This window comes from Nocardia blacklockiae, assembly GCF_015477355.1.
In the GTDB taxonomy this organism is placed as follows: domain Bacteria; phylum Actinomycetota; class Actinomycetes; order Mycobacteriales; family Mycobacteriaceae; genus Nocardia; species Nocardia blacklockiae.
This window is the reverse complement of the sequence record NZ_JADLRJ010000004.1, coordinates 500,548-516,237: the sequence shown is the minus strand read 5'-3', so window position 1 is coordinate 516,237 and position 15,690 is coordinate 500,548. Positions and strand designations below refer to the sequence as shown.

The window sequence follows — 15,690 nt, the reverse complement described above, 5'->3', positions numbered from 1 at the left end:
GAAGCGAGTGCCCCAGTGAGCACCCCGGAGAACGGCACAACCGAAGAGTTCCCGGTCGAGGACGTGGTGGACGAGACCACCGCCGAGGCCGTCGAGGACTCTGCGGACTCCGCGCCGGCCGACGGCGGGGACGCTAGCACCGACGGCGAGAGCCCGGCAGAGCCCGACGCGCCCGCCGACCCGGTCGCGGAGATGAAGGCCGCCCTGCGGCGCGCTCCCGGCGACTGGTACGTCGTCCACTCCTACGCCGGCTACGAGAACAAGGTGAAGACCAACCTCGAGACCCGCGTGCAGAACCTGGGCCTCGAGGACTACATCTTCCAGGTCGAGGTGCCCACCGAGCAGGTCACCGAGATCAAGAACGGCCAGCGCAAGAACGTGCAGCGCAAGGTGCTGCCGGGCTACATCCTGGTGCGGATGGACCTCAACGACGAGTCGTGGGGCGCGGTGCGCAACACGCCGGGCGTCACCGGGTTCGTCGGCGCCACCTCCCGCCCCTCGCCGCTGTCGATCGACGACGTGGTGAAGTTCCTGATCCCGGCGGACCAGCAGCAGAAGAAGCCGGCCGCCGCCGCGAGCGCCGCCGCCTCCGCCGAGGCCGCCACCGAGCTCGCGCCGAAGCCGGCCATCGAGGTCGACTTCGAGGTCGGCGAGTCGGTGACCGTCATGGACGGCCCGTTCGCGACCCTGCCGGCCAGCATCTCCGAGGTCAACGCCGAGCAGCAGAAGCTCAAGGTGCTGGTGTCGATCTTCGGTCGCGAGACCCCGGTCGAACTCGCGTTCACCCAGGTCGCGAAGATCTAAGGACTTCCGGGGCCCGTCCCCGGAGCAGGCTTACGGAAATCCGTAGGGAACCTATACCAAGGAAAGAAAGATGCCCCCCAAGAAGAAGAAGGTCGCTGGGCTCATCAAGCTCCAGATCCAGGCCGGCCAGGCGAACCCCGCCCCGCCGGTGGGTCCCGCGCTCGGTCAGCACGGCGTCAACATCATGGAGTTCTGCAAGGCGTACAACGCCGCGACCGAGTCGCAGCGCGGCAACGTCATCCCGGTCGAGATCACGGTCTACGAGGACCGCTCGTTCGACTTCAAGCTGAAGACTCCGCCCGCCGCCAAGCTGCTGCTCAAGGCCGCCGGTGTGCAGAAGGGTTCGCCCGAGCCGCACCGCAACAAGGTCGCCACGGTCACCATGGACCAGATCCGGGAGATCGCCAAGACCAAGCAGGAAGATCTGAACGCCAACGACATCGACCAGGCGGCGAAGATCATCGCGGGCACCGCTCGCTCCATGGGCATCACCATCTCGGAGTGATCCCCCCGGTGGGAGGGACGGCCAGTCCCGACAACCACGTCTGAACCACGAACAGGACAGAGAATCATGGCAAAACGAAGCAAGGCATACCTCGAGGCGGCCGCCAAGGTCGACCGCGCTCAGCTGTACTCGCCGCTGGCCGCCACCCGGCTGGCCAAGGAGACCGCCACCACGAAGACCGACGCGACCGTCGAGGTCGCCGTCCGTCTCGGTGTCGACCCCCGCAAGGCCGACCAGATGGTGCGCGGCACCGTGAACCTGCCGCACGGCACCGGTAAGACCGCGCGCGTCATCGTGTTCGCCGCCGGCGAGAAGGCCGCCGAGGCCGAGGCCGCCGGTGCCGACGCCGTGGGCGCCGAGGACCTGATCGAGCGCATCCAGGGCGGCTGGCTGGAGTTCGACGCCGCGATCGCCACCCCGGACCAGATGGCCAAGGTCGGCCGCATCGCGCGCGTGCTGGGCCCCCGCGGCCTGATGCCGAACCCGAAGACGGGCACCGTCACCACCGATGTGACCAAGGCCGTCAACGAGATCAAGGGCGGCAAGATCAACTTCCGCGTCGACAAGCAGGCCAACCTGCACTTCGTGATCGGCAAGGCCTCCTTCGAGGAGAAGAACCTGGTCGAGAACTACGGCGCCGCCCTCGAGGAGATCCTGCGCCTGAAGCCCTCCACGGCGAAGGGCCGCTACGTCAAGAAGGTGACGATTTCGACGAACACCGGCCCGGGCATCCCGGTGGACCCGAACCGCACCCGCAACCTCACCGAAGAGGACGCGTAAGCAGCCGCCGCGAATTCCTCACCGAGGAGGATGCGTAAGCAGGCTGCGCGAATTCCTCACCGAAGAGGCGCGTAAGCAGTCGCCGCGTAAGCGGCAAGTAGCGCAACAGGTTTCGAAGGGCCGGTACCGCCGCGGTACCGGCCCTTCGCCTGTCGCCGGACCCGTTTTGGCAGATGGCGAGGGGTTCGGCTATCCTGGTCTACGGTCGTCGGCCAGTTCGGCGATCAACCCCATAGTTCTACCGAAGACCGTTGGTCGCTGCCCTCGGGCAGTCGAAGGTCCGGCGATATTGCCGGCGGCCCACGCAGGGAGAACCGAGGACGGAACAACTACGGGCCTTCGTGCCCGTGCTGATTCTTGTGCGCCCCGGAACCTCTGCGTCCGGGGCGTTAGCTTTGTCGCCGGGTCGCTCCCTCGGAAAGTCGGTAGTACGCAACGGAACCGACATCCAGAGAGGAGGCGAAGTATGGCAAAAACCTGGAAGGTCGACGCGGTCGAGGAGATCAGCGAGCAGTTCAAGGGGTCCACTGCCACCGTGATCACCGAATACCGTGGTCTGTTGGTCGGCAAGCTCACCGAACTGCGTCGTGCCCTGGGCGAGAACGCCACCTACTCCGTCGCCAAGAACACCCTGGTCAAGCGTGCCGCCGCGGAGGCGGGCGTGGAAGGCCTGGATGACTTGTTCGTCGGTCCGACCGCCATCACCTTCATCAGCGGTGAGCCGGTCGAGGCCGCGAAGGCGCTGAAGACCTTCGCCAAGGACAACAAGGCCCTGGTCATCAAGGGCGGCTACATGGACGGCGCGCCGCTGTCCGTGTCCGAGGTCGAGCGGATCGCCGACCTGGAGTCCCGCGAGGTGCTGCTGTCCAAGCTGGCCGGTGCCATGAAGGGCAACCTGACCAAGGCGGCCGGCCTGTTCGCCGCGCCGGCGGGTCAGGTCGCGCGCCTGTTCGCCGCGCTCGAGGACAAGAAGCGCGCCGAGGGCGGCGAGTCCGCCCCGGCCGCCGACGCCGAATAAGCCATCCCCCCACCACAAGACATTCACCGAAAGGAAGCCATCATGGCCAACGTTGACGAGCTGCTGGAGACCATCGGCGGCATGACCCTGCTCGAGCTGTCGGACTTCGTCAAGAAGTTCGAGGAGAAGTTCGAGGTCACCGCGGCCGCTCCGGTCGCCGTCGCCGCCGTCGGCGGTGCCGCTGCCGGCGCCCCGGCCGAGGCCGCCGAGGAGCAGGACGAGTTCGACGTCATCCTCGAGGGTGCCGGCGACAAGAAGATCCAGGTCATCAAGGTCGTCCGCGAGATCGTGTCCGGCCTGGGCCTGAAGGAGGCCAAGGACCTGGTCGAGGGCGCTCCGAAGCCGATCCTGGAGAAGGTCGCCAAGGAGGCCGCCGACGCCGCCAAGGCCAAGCTGGAAGAGGCCGGCGCCAAGGTGTCCGTCAAGTAAGAACGGCCACACCGTTTTTCGGAGCGGGCGGTTCCCTCACGGGAGCCGCCCGCTTCGGCTTTTCCACGGCGAAGTTCCCTCTGGATTAGCCATGGTTGTCTGTGACAAAGTTTCTACCGACGAGTCAGGTAGTCTGTCCCGGACTGGCGGCATGCGATACAGTGACCGCACCCCAGTGTGCCGCGTCACACAGCGCTGGAAATGCCGTGCCGTGACGTAGCCGCTCGGGCGCTCGTCAGAAGAATTCGTGGAGGTTGGCGTGGGCGTCGAGGTCAGGACCGAAGCTGTTACCAAGTCTTTCGGTTCGCAGCGTATTTGGCAGGACGTCACGCTGACGCTGCCCCCGGGGGAAGTCAGTGCGCTGCTCGGTCCCTCCGGCACCGGTAAGTCCGTGTTCCTGAAGTCGCTGATCGGCCTGCTGCGCCCCGAGCGCGGCTCGATCTTCATCGACGGCACCGATATCACCACCTGCTCCAACAAGGAGCTCTACGAGATCCGCAAACTGTTCGGCGTGCTGTTCCAGGACGGCGCGCTGTTCGGCTCGATGAATTTGTTCGACAACGTGGCCTTCCCGCTGCGCGAGCACACCAAGAAGAGCGAATCCGAGATCAAGAAGATCGTCATGGAGAAGCTCGAACTGACCGGTCTGCTGGGTGCCGAGGGCAAACTGCCCGGCGAGATCTCCGGCGGTATGCGCAAGCGCGCCGGCCTGGCCCGCGCGCTGGTGCTGGACCCGCAGATCATTCTCGTCGACGAGCCGGACTCGGGTCTGGATCCCGTTCGCACGACCTATCTTTCGCAGCTGCTGATCGACATCAACGCGCAGATCGACGCGACGATTCTGATCGTGACGCACAACATCAACCTGGCCCGCACCGTGCCCGACAACATCGGCATGCTGTTCCGTCGCCAGCTGGTCATGTTCGGCCCGCGCGAGGTGTTGCTGACCTCGGAGGAGCCGGTGGTCAAGCAGTTCCTCAACGGCCGCATGGTCGGTCCGATCGGCATGTCGGAGGAGAAGGACGAGGCGCAGATGGCGCGCGAGCAGGCGCTCGCCGACGCCGGCCACTACGACAACGGCACCGACGAGGTCGAGGGCATCATCCCGCAGATGAAGGCCACCCCCGGCATGCCGTTCCGCCAGGCCGTCGAGCGCCGCCGCCACCGGGTCATGGAGATCATGCACACGCTGCCGCACGCGGCCCAGGTGGCGATCCAGGAGTCGCTGCAGGAGAACGGCGATACACAAGTGCTGCCCGCCTACACCGGCAACGCTCCGGAATATCAGGGCGGCGCGTACGACACCACCGTGCGTCACAACCCAACCAACGGGTAACATACGCAGCCGTGAATCAAACCCTGACGCGGCTGCGCACTCCGGTCGAGTCGGGTTTTGCCCAGGCTGGCAACATCTTCGCGCTACTCATCCAGGTCGCGCGCAAAACGTTCGCCAGGCCCTTCCAATGGCGTGAGTTCGTCGAGCAGTCGTGGTTCATCGCGAGCGTCTCGATCCTCCCTGCCGCCTTGGTGGCAATCCCGTTCGGCGCCGTTGTGGCTTTGCAGACCGGTTCACTGATCAAGCAGCTCGGTGCCGAGGCGTTCACCGGCGCTACCAGTGTGCTGGCGACCGTCCAGCAGGCCGCGCCCGTCGTCACCGCGCTGATCATCGCCGGCGCCGCGGGTTCGGCCGTCGCCGCGGATCTGGGCTCGCGCACCATCCGCGAGGAGATCGACGCGATGGAGGTGCTCGGCATCGACCCGGTGCAGCGGCTCGTGGTGCCGCGCGTGCTGGGCATGATGCTGGTCGCCGTGTTGCTCAACGGCCTGGTGTCGGTCGTCGGCATCTGTGGCGGTTACGGATTCAACGTGCTGCTGCAGGGCGGCACGCCGGGCGCCTACCTGGCCTCGTTCTCGGCCCTGGCCCAGCTGCCCGATCTGTGGATCGGCGAGATCAAGGCGATCATCTTCGGGCTCATCGCCGGTGTCATCGCCGCGTACAAGGGTCTGCATCCGAAGGGGGGACCGAAAGGAGTGGGTGACGCGGTGAACCAATCCGTGGTGATCACCTTCCTGGTGCTCTTCTTCGTCAATCTCATTCTGACGTTGGTGTACCTGCAGGTCGTCCCGGCCAAGGGCTCCTGACGATGGTGGTGGCACAGCGTTCCCCGGTGTTCGCCAAGCAGTTACGCCGGGCCGGCCGGGTCCTGCGCGGGCCCGTCGGCATGATCGATCGCGCCGGCGATCAGATGTCGTTCTACTCCAAGGCGATCGCGTGGATTCCGCGCACGGTGGTGCACTACCGCAAGGAGGTCATGCGGCTGCTGGCCGAGGTGACCTTCGGGTCCGGCGCGCTCGCGGTGATCGGCGGGACCATCGGCGTGGTCGTGATGATGTCGGCGTCGGTGGGCGTGGTCGTCGGGTTGCAGGGCTTCAAGGCCCTCGACGCGCTGGGCAGCGGCGTGCTGACCGGCTTCCTGACCGGCTACATCAACACCCGTGAGCTGGCCCCGCTGGTCGCGGCGCTGGCCCTGTCCGCGACCGTCGGGTGTGGTTTCACCGCGCAGTTGGGCGCCATGCGGATCTCCGAGGAGATCGACGCGCTCGAGGTGATGGCGGTGCCGGGCGTGCCGTTCCTGGTGACGACCCGCGTGATCGCCGGGTTCACCGCGGTCATCCCGCTCTACATCGTCGGCCTGCTGGGCACTTTCATCGCCTCGCGGCAGATCAGCGTGTGGTTCAACGGGCAGTCGACGGGGTCCTACGACCACTATTTCGGCTTGTTCCTACCACCTGAGGACGTGTTGTATTCCTTCCTCAAGGTGCTGGTGTTCGCCTTCGTGATCATTCTGATCCACTGCTACTACGGCTTCACCGCCACCGGCGGTCCGGCGGGAGTCGGCGTCGCGGTGGGTCGCGCCGTTCGAGCTTCTATCGTGCTGATCAATATTCTGGATTTCTTCCTCAGCCTTGCCATTTGGGGAACGACGACGACGGTGCGGGTGGCCGGATGAACGGAGTGCAGTTCTGGCGCTCCACGGAGAAGATCCGCGTGCGCACCCTCGGTGTGCTCTTCTTCGTGGTGATGGCGCTGTTCCTGGCGACCACGATCGCGGCCTACAACAAGGTGTGGGTCGAGACGGTGAAGGTCGACCTGGTGACCGACACCGTGGGGAACGCGCTGACGCGCAACGCCGATGTGAAGGTGCGCGGCGTCAACGTGGGCGAGGTCCGCTCCAGCCAGCCGGGCGACGGCAAGGTGACGTTGCACCTGGCGCTGAGCCCCGAGAAGGCGAAGAAGATCCCGTCCAACGTGACCGCGCGGCTGCTGCCCAAGACGCTGTTCGGCGAGCGCTACGTGGAACTGGTCTGGCCCGAACAGCCCAGCGGGAAGCCGTTGCAGGCGGGCATGACCCTGCAGCAGGACTCCAGCGGCAACGCCGTGGAGGTCAGCCAGCTGCTGGATTCCGTGCTGCCGCTGCTGCAGTCGATTCCGCCGCAGTACCTGGCGTCCACGCTCGGCGCGCTGTCGCAGGCGCTCGGCGGGCAGGGCGAGGAACTCGGCCACACCATCGACCGGCTGGACACCATCTTCCGCGACATCAACGGCGTGATGCCGGCCCTGCGCGACGACATCCGCCAGTTCGCGACCGTGGCCGACACCTACTCCGACGCGCTGCCGCAACTGGTCGACGCCTTCGACAACCTGCGCACGCTCAACGCGACCATCGTGCAGAAGCGGACTCAGCTCGACACGCTGTACTCGGTGCTGACGCCGACCTCGGCGCAGACGGCCGACTTCCTGCTGGCCAACCACGACAACATCATCGATATCGCGGCCGACTCGCGCACCGCGCTGGAACTGCTGGGCACCTATTCGCCCACCTTCGCGTGCACGTTCAAGAACTTCGCGCAGCTCAAGCCGCGCATCGACAACATCTTCGGCAAGGGCACGGACACGCCGGGCTCGCGGGTGTCGATCATGCTGACCAACACTCGCGGCCGCTACCTGCCCAACCAGGACGAGCCGCGCTGGCTCGACGAGCATCCGCCGGTGTGTTTCCCCGAGTTCGCCGGCGGCGTGGACTCCGGGCAGTACCCGACCGGTTCGGCCAACGACGGCTCCTACCAGCCGCCGTCCCGCAACCCCGGCGACCAGAACATCGGCCAGTTGCCGCCGGCCCAGTTCTCGGTGTACGGCGCGCAGGCCCCGACCATGGCGGGCTCCCCGGCCGAGGAGCACACGCTGGGCGCGATCTACGGTGCGGCCAACGGTGTCACGCCCGATCAGGTGCCCGGCTGGGTCACCCGGATCGGCGCGCCGGCCCTGCGCGGAAGTGAGGTGAGTGTGAAATGAGCGGCCGTTTACGCGGACTGGGCGGACCGCTGACCAAACTCGGCCTCTTCGTGCTGGTGACCCTGCTCGCCACCGCGCTGCTCGGGGTCACGATCGCCAACTACTCCGGCGGCGGCACCGAGTTCAAGGCCCGCTTCACCGACGTGACCTCGCTCAACAAGGGCGACGAGGTGCGCATCGCCGGTGTGCGGGTCGGCAAGGTGACCAAGGTGGCGGTGGTCGGCCACAACCAGGCCGAAGTGAAATTCGAACTCACCGACCGCGATTGGCTGCCCGCCTCGACCACGGCCACCATCCGCTACCGCAACCTGGTCGGCCAGCGCTACATCGCGCTCGAGCAGGGCACCGGGCAGCAGGGCCGGAAGCTGAACAAGGGCGGCACGATTCCGCTCGACCGCACCCGCCCCGCGCTGAACCTGACGACCCTGTTCAACGGTTTCCGCCCGCTGTTCCAGACGCTGTCGGCCGACGACGTCAACAAGCTGTCCTACGAGATCATCCAGGTCTTCCAGGGCGAGTCGGGCACCATCACCGAACTGGTGACCAACACCGCGAACCTGACCAACAAGATCGCCGACAAGGACGCGGTGATCGGCGAGATCGTCAAGAACCTGAATGCCGTGCTGGATTCGGTCAATTCGCGCGACGGCCAGCTCAACGAGCTGATCGTCAACACCGAGGCGCTCGTGAGCGGGCTCAACGCCGAACGCGGCACGATCGGCTCGGCGGTGCAGTCGCTGGGCAACCTGGCCTCGGCCACGGCCGATCTGCTGGTGCCCACCCGCCCGACCCTGCAGGGTTCGATCGCCGGGCTGAACCAGCTCACCGGCACCCTGAACGACCGGTCCGACGAGGTGAACGAGGGCTTGGCGAATCTGCCGATCAAGATGGAGAAGCTGGGCCGCGCCGCCAGTTACGGCTCCTGGTTCCAGTTCTATATGTGCGGCATCGACATCGTCGCCGGGCCGGGCACCAAGGACGCGCCGCAGCTGAACCTGCCGGCCGCGATCACCGACCTGCCGACGGTGAACCAGCCGCTCTACACCAACCCGGCGCCGCGTTGTCACGGGAAGGGTGGCCGCTGATGGACGACCGCCAACTGACGGGCAAGCGCAGCCCCGCGTTCATGGGCGGGCTGGGCCTGTTCCTGGTGCTGCTGATCACGGTGTCGGTGTTCTTCCTGGACCGGCTGCCGATCGTCGGCGCGGGCACCAAGTACACCGCGGAGTTCTCCGAGGCCGCGGGCCTGAAGAAGGGCAACGAGGTCCGCATCGCGGGCGTGAAGGTCGGTGCGGTCGCGGACGTGCGGCTGGACGGCGACAAGGTGCTGGTGGACTTCCGCACCAAGGACGCCTGGGTGGGCGACTCGACGACCGCCTCGATCCAGATCAAGACGGTGCTGGGCCAGAAGTACCTGGCGCTGGACCCGAAGGGCTCGCACGTCGCCGACCCGGCGCAGCGGATCCCGTTGTCGCGCACGGTGTCTCCCTACGACGTCACCGAGGCGTTCCAGGAGGTCGCGAAGGACCTCGAGCAGACCGACACCGCCCAGCTGGCCACCAGCATGCGGGTGCTGTCGGACGCGTTCTCGGGCACGCCGCCGGAGATCCGCGGCACCATCGACGGCATCGGCCGGCTCTCGGAGACCCTGGCCAAGCGCGACGAGCAGCTCAAGCAGTTGTTCGCGGCGACGAACAAGACCACCAAGGTGCTCGCCGACCGCAACGCCGAATTCGAGCGGCTGCTCGCCAACGGCGGCGAACTGCTGGCCGAACTGAACGTGCGCCAGCAGGCCATCTCCCAGCTGCTCACGGGCGCCAAGACGGTGGCCGCCGAGCTGACGGCCCTGGTGCACGACAACGAGGAGCAGATCGGCCCCGCGCTGACCAACCTGAAGTCGGCGATCGACATGCTGAACGACAACCAGCAGAACATCTCCAAGACGCTGACGCTGGCGGCGCCGTTCTACGGCCTGTACGCCAACGTGCTCGGCACCGGACGCTGGTTCGACGCGGTCATCGTCAACCTGACCCCGCCGGCGCTGCCGGAGATCCCGGGCGATCGTCCGCCGATCCGCAACCTGGGAGGCAACTGATGGCAGTCTCTCCGCAAGCGGCGCGCCCCCGCCGCGATCCGCTGAGCGCGATCCGGAACGCGGGCCGCGGCACCAAGATGCTGCTGGCCGGCGGCCTGGTCCTGGTGGTGGTGCTCGCCGGGGTGCTGTGGTGGCTGTTCGACAACGCCAACACGACCAAGATCACCGCGTATTTCGACAAGTCGATCGGCATCTACGAGGGGTCCGAGGTCCGCATCCTCGGTGTGCCGGTGGGCAAGGTCGATTCGGTCGAGCCGGTGGGCGAGCAGGTCAAGGTGACCATGAACGTCGACCGGAAGTACGACATCCCGGCCGACGCCAAGGCCGCGCAGATCACGCCGTCGGTGGTGTCGGACCGCTACATCCAGCTCACCCCGGTCTACAAGGGCGGGCCGAAAATGCCTCGGACCGCGACCATTCCGAAGGAGCGCACCGCGACACCCGTCGAGGTGGACCGGCTCTACAAGTCCATCGCGGAGCTCTCCGACGCGCTCGGGCCCAACGGCGCCAACAAGGACGGCGCGCTCAACGACCTGGCGCGCACCTCGGCGGCGAACCTCGCGGGCAACGGCGAGGCGCTGGGCAACAGCCTGGCGCAGCTCTCGCACGCGGCCCGCTATCTGTCCGACGCGCGCGGCGACATCTTCGACACCGTCAAGAACCTGCAGATCTTCGTGCGCACGCTGGCCGAGAACGACCAGCAGGTGCGGCAGTTCAACACCCAGCTGGCGGATCTGGCGGGCTTCCTCGCCGACGAGCGCCAGAACCTCGGCCAGGCGCTGAACCTGCTGTCGGTCGGGCTGGGTGACGTGGCCCGGTTCATCGACGACAACCGGGATCTCATCGCGCAGAACGCCGACGCGCTCACGAAGCTCACCCAGACCCTGGCCGACCAGCGCCAGGACGTCGCCAACCTGCTGCCGGTGCTGCCGCTGGCGCTGAGCAACCTGATCAATGTGCACAACGGCGAGTCGGGCACGCTCGACATGCGCGCCAACTTCACCGATCTGCAGAACCCGTTCGGCGCGGTCTGCAAGATGCTCGACCTCGGCCAATTGCGGCCCGGCGACCCGAGATTCGATGCGATCAGCCGGCAGCTGCGCCCGATCCTGGATCAGTGCAAGACGATCACCGACCAGGTCAAGGCGGGCGTGACCACGCCGTCGCTGGTACTGCCGTTCGGCATCCTCAGCGGCGAGAACGAGCAGCGCGCCCCGGTGCCGGGCACCGTCCCGGGCACGCCGTCGAATCAGCTGCCGCCGTCTCAGCAGGAAGGTGGGACGCGATGATCGACGCCTTCCGGCTCCCCGTCATCCCGGCGCGCACACCGCGAAGCCGCACCGCGGCACGAGGTTTCGTGGCCGCTGCCATCGTGGGCCTGTCCGCCGCGCTGGTCACCTCCTGCGCGTCCGACGGCATCTACAGCGTGCCGCTGCCCGGCGGCGCCGACGTCGGCGACCATCCGATGCACATCGATGTCCGCTTCGACGACGTGCTCGACCTGGTGCCGCAGTCGGCGGTGAAGGTGGACGGCGTGGCCGTGGGCCGCGTGGAGAAGATCGACGTGGCGCCCGACGGCTGGACCGCGAGCGTCCGCACGCTGGTCAACTCGTCGGTGCGGCTGCCCGCCAACGCGCACGCGGAAGTGAAGCAGTCGAACCTGCTGGGCGAGAAGTTCGTGGAACTGTCGGTGCCCAAGCAGGAACAGGCCGCCGGGACGCTGACCGACGGCGCCGTCATCCCCGCCGAGCGCACCCGCCACGCCACCGAGATCGAGCAGGTGCTCGGCGCATTGTCGTTGCTGCTCAACGGCGGTGGCGTCGCGCAGCTGCAGCCGATCGTGTCGGAGCTGAACAAGGCGCTGGCCGGTCGCGAGGACAAGACGCGCTCGCTGCTGGATCAGGCCAACATCCTGATCGACGGGCTGAACCAGCAGGTCGACGACATCCAGCACGCGCTCGACGGACTCGGCACGCTGTCGTCGCGGGTGGGCCAGCAGACCGAGCAGATCGGCAAGATCCTCGACGAGCTGCCCGCCGGCATCAAGGTCCTCGACGAGCAGCGGCCGCAGCTGATCGCGCTGCTGCAGCAGCTGGATCGGGTGGGCCAGGCCGGATTCGACGTGCTCGACCGGTCCAAGGAGAACCTGATCCGCGACCTGCAGGCGCTCCGCCCGACCCTGCAGGAGCTGGGCCGCTCGGCGCCGGACCTGATCACGGCGTTCCCGCTGATCCCGACCTACCCGTTCCCGGACGAGGCCATCAAATCCGCGATCGGCGGCTCGGTCAACACCTGGCTGTCGGTGGACCTGCAGATCGGCACCACGCTGTCGAATCTCGGTGTGGGCAAACAGGATCCGGTCTACATTCCGCCGAAGTACGGGCCGCCGGTGCCGGTGAACCCGAGCAACCCGTACTACAACGGCAACGGCCCGCGTCCGGGCTGGCCGACGGTCTCGCTGCTGCCGCTGCCCCCGACGGTGGTCGCACCGGCCACCGGGCCGGGTGATCCGATCGGCTCGATCCTGGAGCAGTTGGGAGTGAGGCCGCGATGAGCAAGTTGGTGCGGTACCAGCTGATCGCGTTCGCCGTGATCGCGGTGCTCGGCGTCGTGTTCGTCGGCGCCAAGTACATCAAGTTCGACCACATGCTGGGCTTCGGCCAGTACCAGGTGAAGGTGACCGCGAAGGAGACCGGCAACCTGTCCAAGGGGGCCGAGGTCACCTACCGCGGCGTCCCGGTCGGCCGGGTCGACAATCTCGACATCACCCCCGACGGTGTACTCATCTACCTGGAGATGGATTCGGGGAAGCCGAAGGTCCCGCAGACCGCGAAGGCCGTGGTGGCCAACCGATCCGCGATCGGCGAGCAGTACGTGGATCTGGTGCCCGACTCCTCGGGCGGCCCGTATCTGAAGGACGGGTCGGTCATCGACGGCGCGACCGTGCCGCTGCGCGTCGAGCAGTTGCTGGGCAGCGTCAACAGCTTCGCCGGCAGCACCGATCTGCAGGCGGTGTCGACCACGATCACCGAGCTGGGCAAGGCCTTCGACGGGCAGGGCGACAACCTGCGCATCCTGGTCGACTCGCTGAACAAGTTCAGCCAGACCGGGGTCGAGGCGCTGCCGCAGACGGTCGACCTGATCCGCGACGCGCAGACCGTGCTCGGCACCCAGGCCGACCAGTCGCCGGCGATCCGGCGCTTCAGCGACGGCCTGGACAAGCTGGCGATCCAGTTGCGCGCCAACGACCCCGACATCCGCCGGCTGATCGGCACCGGCGCCGACGCGGGCAACGCGATCGGGGATCTGCTGGACGAGAGCGCGGGACCGCTCACCACGGACCTGACGAACCTGCGGTCGCTGCTGCTGGCGGTGTCGCCGAAGTACTACGCGCTGAAGCCGCTGGTGCAGATGCTGCCGCTGCTGTCGATCGGCGGCTCGGCGACCGCGCCCGGCGACAACACCAGCCACTTCGGCCTGGTGCTCGAGGTCAACAACCCGCCCGCCTGCACCGTCGGCTACGAGGGCACCCAGCGGATCCTCGAGCAGATGAAGGCGCAGAACCCGAACTTCGACGACACCCGCGACGACTTCCCGTTCAACACCGACGCGAAATGCACCGTGCCGTTCGGCAATCCGACCGCGGTGCGCGGCGGCGAGCGCGCGGAGCTGGCGGATCCCAGCATCCCGCAGCCGTGGGACGCGACGCCGAAGACCGACCCGGACAAGCTGAACCTGAATCCGGTCGCCGCGCAGCTGGCTCCCCTCATCGGGGTGACTCCGAAGCGGTGACCCGGGGCGATGCAGCCGGAAAATCTACGACGCTAGGGTGTCGCTGTGAGTTCTGATTCGACCGACCAGCCGTCGCGGTCCGCGCCGGAGCCCGCCTCGCCGGTCACGCCCCCGCCTGCGGAGCGCCCGGACGAGGCCGGGTCGACCGGCACGCTGCGCACGGTGATCACCGCGATAGCTGCAGTGTGGCTGGTCGTGGCGGTGGTGGCGGCGGCCTGGTTCGGCGTCGGCTGGGCGCGCGCGGCGTGGTTCACCGACGGCCCGCGCGCCGACGCCCGCGACACCGCCCTGGACGCGGCGCGGCAGGCCGCGATCAACCTGTCGTCGATGAACCCCGACAACGTCGACGGGTCGATCGACCTGATGAAGTCCTCGATGACCGGCGACATGCTCGCGCAGCTCGACCAGAACCGCGACCGCATCAAGCAGGCCGCGGAGAACTCCAAGACCAAGATCGAGGCCAAGGTGCTGGGCGCGTCGCTGAACTCCCTGGACAGCGAGCGCGACAAGGCCTCGGCGCTCGTGGTGCTGCAACTGACCCAGACCGCGCCCAACGTGCCGGTGCAGTCCTTCCGCGCGACCTGGACCCTCGACATGGCCAAGGCCGGCGACGTGTGGAAGACCGAGCAGGCGAACTCGCTGGGTCAGATGGTCCCGCTGAACGCGCCCGCCCCCGCCGCGCCGGGGCAGCCCGGCACCCCCGCTCCCGGCGGCGAACCCGCGCCGAGCGAGGCGCCCGCGCCGCCCGCCCAGCCGGGCTCGTAGGAGGTAGACGTCATGACTTCGCGCCGACCCGTCAACAAGGTCTCCAATCGACTACGCCCGTCCGAGCGGACCTCGGAGTCCGCGGAACGTACTGTCCGGCGGCCGGTCAAGCGGACCGCGCGGCCCCAGGGGGAGGGGCGCGCGGAGCGCAAGACGCGCGCGGACCGGCCCTCGTCAGCGGACCGAAGCTCGTCCGGGGACCGTCCCTCGTCATTCCGGCGTGCATTTGGCCGGAATCCAGCAGTGGATCCCGGCCAAGAGCGTGCCGGGATGACTGATGGGGGGCGTGCCGGGGTGACCGGTAGGGGTGCTGCGACGAAACGTGGTGCCGGGGAAGGGGTTTCGGCCCGCTTCCGGGCGCTGCGGTCGTCGTGGGGACTGGTGGCCGGGCTGCTGGTGGCGGCGGTGCTGCTCAGCGCGTTCGCCGTGGTGGCGGCGTTCCGGCCGGGCGTGGCCGACGGCAACGACGCGTATGTGGACACGCGGGCGACGCAGGAGGTCACCGCCGCGGCCGACCACGCCCTGAAGACGGTCTACTCCTACGACGTGAAGACCGTCGGCGGCTACAAGGACGCCGTGCACGCCGTCGTCACCGGCAAGATGCGCGCCGACTTCGACAAGTTCGCCGACACCACGATCTCGGCGATCCAGCAGGCGCAGTCGACCGCGCAAGCCACCGCCGATCCGATCGGTGTGACTTTGCTCACCGACGATCGCGCCGAGTTGCTGGTGAACCTGACGGTGAGCGCCACCAAGAACAACGTCCCGCAGGAGAGCGCGTCGGGTCCGATCGTGCTCCACATGGAAAAGATCGACGGCCACTGGCTCGCGAGTGAAATCGCGGACCGCTGAGCAAACAGCTGGCAATTATTCCAGCTCAGCGGGCGATCGATGGATCCCGTGGGTCGGCGCACAACGGGACCAGCAGGGGATTTACCCCCGCTTACACTTGACGAGTTTCGTCCGACCCGTCACGCTATTCACAACAGCGGCAGCTGTCACAGGGCCTGGGGCCCGGGTGGATTCGCCGCCGGAGGCCCGAGCGCAGCCAGCGTGAAACGGCCGTTCGGCGCGCCAGCCGTCCGAAACGCGGTTCGGATGGTACTTTGACACCCTCTCTGTATGGGTGTAGGTTTGGACTTTGCGCT

The 15,690-nt window shown here is 67.5% G+C and carries 16 protein-coding genes; all 16 read left to right on the top strand.

The features are described 5' to 3' along the window. The first annotated feature begins 15 nt into the window (after positions 1–15). The 16 genes from nusG to IU476_RS15135 all read left to right on the top strand — a co-directional run bounded on the left by nusG (position 16) and on the right by IU476_RS15135 (position 15,394). Entirely contained in the window at positions 16–804 is a 789-nt protein-coding gene (gene nusG, locus IU476_RS15210; RefSeq protein WP_195100604.1) for a transcription termination/antitermination protein NusG, read from the top strand. A gap of 70 nt (positions 805–874) precedes the next feature. Continuing rightward, positions 875–1,309, top strand: a complete 435-nt coding sequence (gene rplK, locus IU476_RS15205) for a 50S ribosomal protein L11 (protein WP_195100601.1) — start codon at positions 875–877, stop codon at positions 1,307–1,309. Positions 1,310–1,375: 66 nt separating this feature from the next. Then, positions 1,376–2,089 (top strand): 50S ribosomal protein L1, encoded by a 714-nt coding sequence (gene rplA / locus IU476_RS15200; protein ID WP_195100597.1) that lies wholly within the window; start codon positions 1,376–1,378, stop codon positions 2,087–2,089. Positions 2,090–2,555: 466 nt separating this feature from the next. After that, positions 2,556–3,107 carry a 50S ribosomal protein L10 gene (gene rplJ, locus IU476_RS15195; protein ID WP_195100595.1) on the top strand — a complete coding sequence of 184 codons (552 nt, stop codon included), beginning with the start codon at positions 2,556–2,558 and terminating at the stop codon, positions 3,105–3,107. Positions 3,108–3,149: 42 nt separating this feature from the next. Further along, complete coding sequence (rplL, locus tag IU476_RS15190) at positions 3,150–3,536, top strand: 50S ribosomal protein L7/L12 (RefSeq protein ID WP_195100593.1); 387 nt, start codon at positions 3,150–3,152, stop codon at positions 3,534–3,536. 259 nt (positions 3,537–3,795) lie between these two features. Continuing rightward, positions 3,796–4,872, top strand: a complete 1,077-nt coding sequence (locus IU476_RS15185) for an ABC transporter ATP-binding protein (protein ID WP_195100590.1) — start codon at positions 3,796–3,798, stop codon at positions 4,870–4,872. 11 nt (positions 4,873–4,883) lie between these two features. Next, positions 4,884–5,678: an MlaE family ABC transporter permease gene (locus IU476_RS15180; RefSeq protein ID WP_195100588.1), complete on the top strand. Its 795-nt coding sequence runs from the start codon at positions 4,884–4,886 to the stop codon at positions 5,676–5,678. Positions 5,679–5,758: 80 nt separating this feature from the next. Continuing rightward, a complete protein-coding gene (locus tag IU476_RS15175) occupies positions 5,759–6,547 on the top strand; it encodes an MlaE family ABC transporter permease (RefSeq protein WP_438944020.1) in 789 nt (262 codons plus the stop codon). Next, on the top strand, positions 6,544–7,890 hold the full coding sequence (locus IU476_RS15170; RefSeq protein ID WP_195100583.1) for an MCE family protein: 1,347 nt from the start codon (positions 6,544–6,546) through the stop codon (positions 7,888–7,890). The genes IU476_RS15175 and IU476_RS15170 overlap by 4 nt, the downstream gene beginning before the upstream one ends. After that, positions 7,887–8,975 carry an MCE family protein gene (locus tag IU476_RS15165; protein WP_195100581.1) on the top strand — a complete coding sequence of 363 codons (1,089 nt, stop codon included), beginning with the start codon at positions 7,887–7,889 and terminating at the stop codon, positions 8,973–8,975. The genes IU476_RS15170 and IU476_RS15165 overlap by 4 nt, the downstream gene beginning before the upstream one ends. Next, entirely contained in the window at positions 8,975–9,985 is a 1,011-nt protein-coding gene (locus IU476_RS15160; protein WP_195100579.1) for an MCE family protein, read from the top strand. The genes IU476_RS15165 and IU476_RS15160 overlap by 1 nt, the downstream gene beginning before the upstream one ends. A 77-nt stretch (positions 9,986–10,062) precedes the next feature. After that, a complete protein-coding gene (locus IU476_RS15155) occupies positions 10,063–11,274 on the top strand; it encodes an MCE family protein (RefSeq protein WP_228823758.1) in 1,212 nt (403 codons plus the stop codon). Beyond that, the gene (locus IU476_RS15150) at positions 11,271–12,539 is read left to right on the top strand and encodes an MCE family protein (protein ID WP_195100577.1); all 1,269 of its coding nucleotides are present in this window, start codon (positions 11,271–11,273) and stop codon (positions 12,537–12,539) included. Before IU476_RS15155 ends, IU476_RS15150 begins: the two co-directional genes overlap by 4 nt. Further along, positions 12,536–13,777, top strand: coding sequence for an MCE family protein (locus IU476_RS15145; RefSeq protein WP_195100576.1), 1,242 nt, complete (start codon positions 12,536–12,538; stop codon positions 13,775–13,777). Before IU476_RS15150 ends, IU476_RS15145 begins: the two co-directional genes overlap by 4 nt. 45 nt (positions 13,778–13,822) lie before the next feature. Next, on the top strand, positions 13,823–14,542 hold the full coding sequence (locus IU476_RS15140) for a hypothetical protein (protein WP_195100575.1): 720 nt from the start codon (positions 13,823–13,825) through the stop codon (positions 14,540–14,542). A 270-nt stretch (positions 14,543–14,812) separates the two neighbouring features. Next, positions 14,813–15,394: a hypothetical protein gene (locus IU476_RS15135; RefSeq protein ID WP_228823669.1), complete on the top strand. Its 582-nt coding sequence runs from the start codon at positions 14,813–14,815 to the stop codon at positions 15,392–15,394. The last annotated feature ends 296 nt before the right edge of the window (positions 15,395–15,690 follow it).

Coding starts and splice junctions, on each gene's coding strand:
- IU476_RS15175 (WP_438944020.1), top strand. CDS start 5,759: ATGATCGATCGCGCCGGCGATCAGATGTCGTTCTACTCCAAGGCGATC.
- rplA (WP_195100597.1), top strand. CDS start 1,376: ATGGCAAAACGAAGCAAGGCATACCTCGAGGCGGCCGCCAAGGTCGAC.
- IU476_RS15135 (WP_228823669.1), top strand. CDS start 14,813: ATGACTGATGGGGGGCGTGCCGGGGTGACCGGTAGGGGTGCTGCGACG.
- IU476_RS15160 (WP_195100579.1), top strand. CDS start 8,975: ATGGACGACCGCCAACTGACGGGCAAGCGCAGCCCCGCGTTCATGGGC.
- IU476_RS15165 (WP_195100581.1), top strand. CDS start 7,887: ATGAGCGGCCGTTTACGCGGACTGGGCGGACCGCTGACCAAACTCGGC.
- rplL (WP_195100593.1), top strand. CDS start 3,150: ATGGCCAACGTTGACGAGCTGCTGGAGACCATCGGCGGCATGACCCTG.
- IU476_RS15170 (WP_195100583.1), top strand. CDS start 6,544: ATGAACGGAGTGCAGTTCTGGCGCTCCACGGAGAAGATCCGCGTGCGC.
- IU476_RS15155 (WP_228823758.1), top strand. CDS start 10,063: ATGCTGCTGGCCGGCGGCCTGGTCCTGGTGGTGGTGCTCGCCGGGGTG.
- IU476_RS15145 (WP_195100576.1), top strand. CDS start 12,536: ATGAGCAAGTTGGTGCGGTACCAGCTGATCGCGTTCGCCGTGATCGCG.
- IU476_RS15150 (WP_195100577.1), top strand. CDS start 11,271: ATGATCGACGCCTTCCGGCTCCCCGTCATCCCGGCGCGCACACCGCGA.
- rplJ (WP_195100595.1), top strand. CDS start 2,556: ATGGCAAAAACCTGGAAGGTCGACGCGGTCGAGGAGATCAGCGAGCAG.
- rplK (WP_195100601.1), top strand. CDS start 875: ATGCCCCCCAAGAAGAAGAAGGTCGCTGGGCTCATCAAGCTCCAGATC.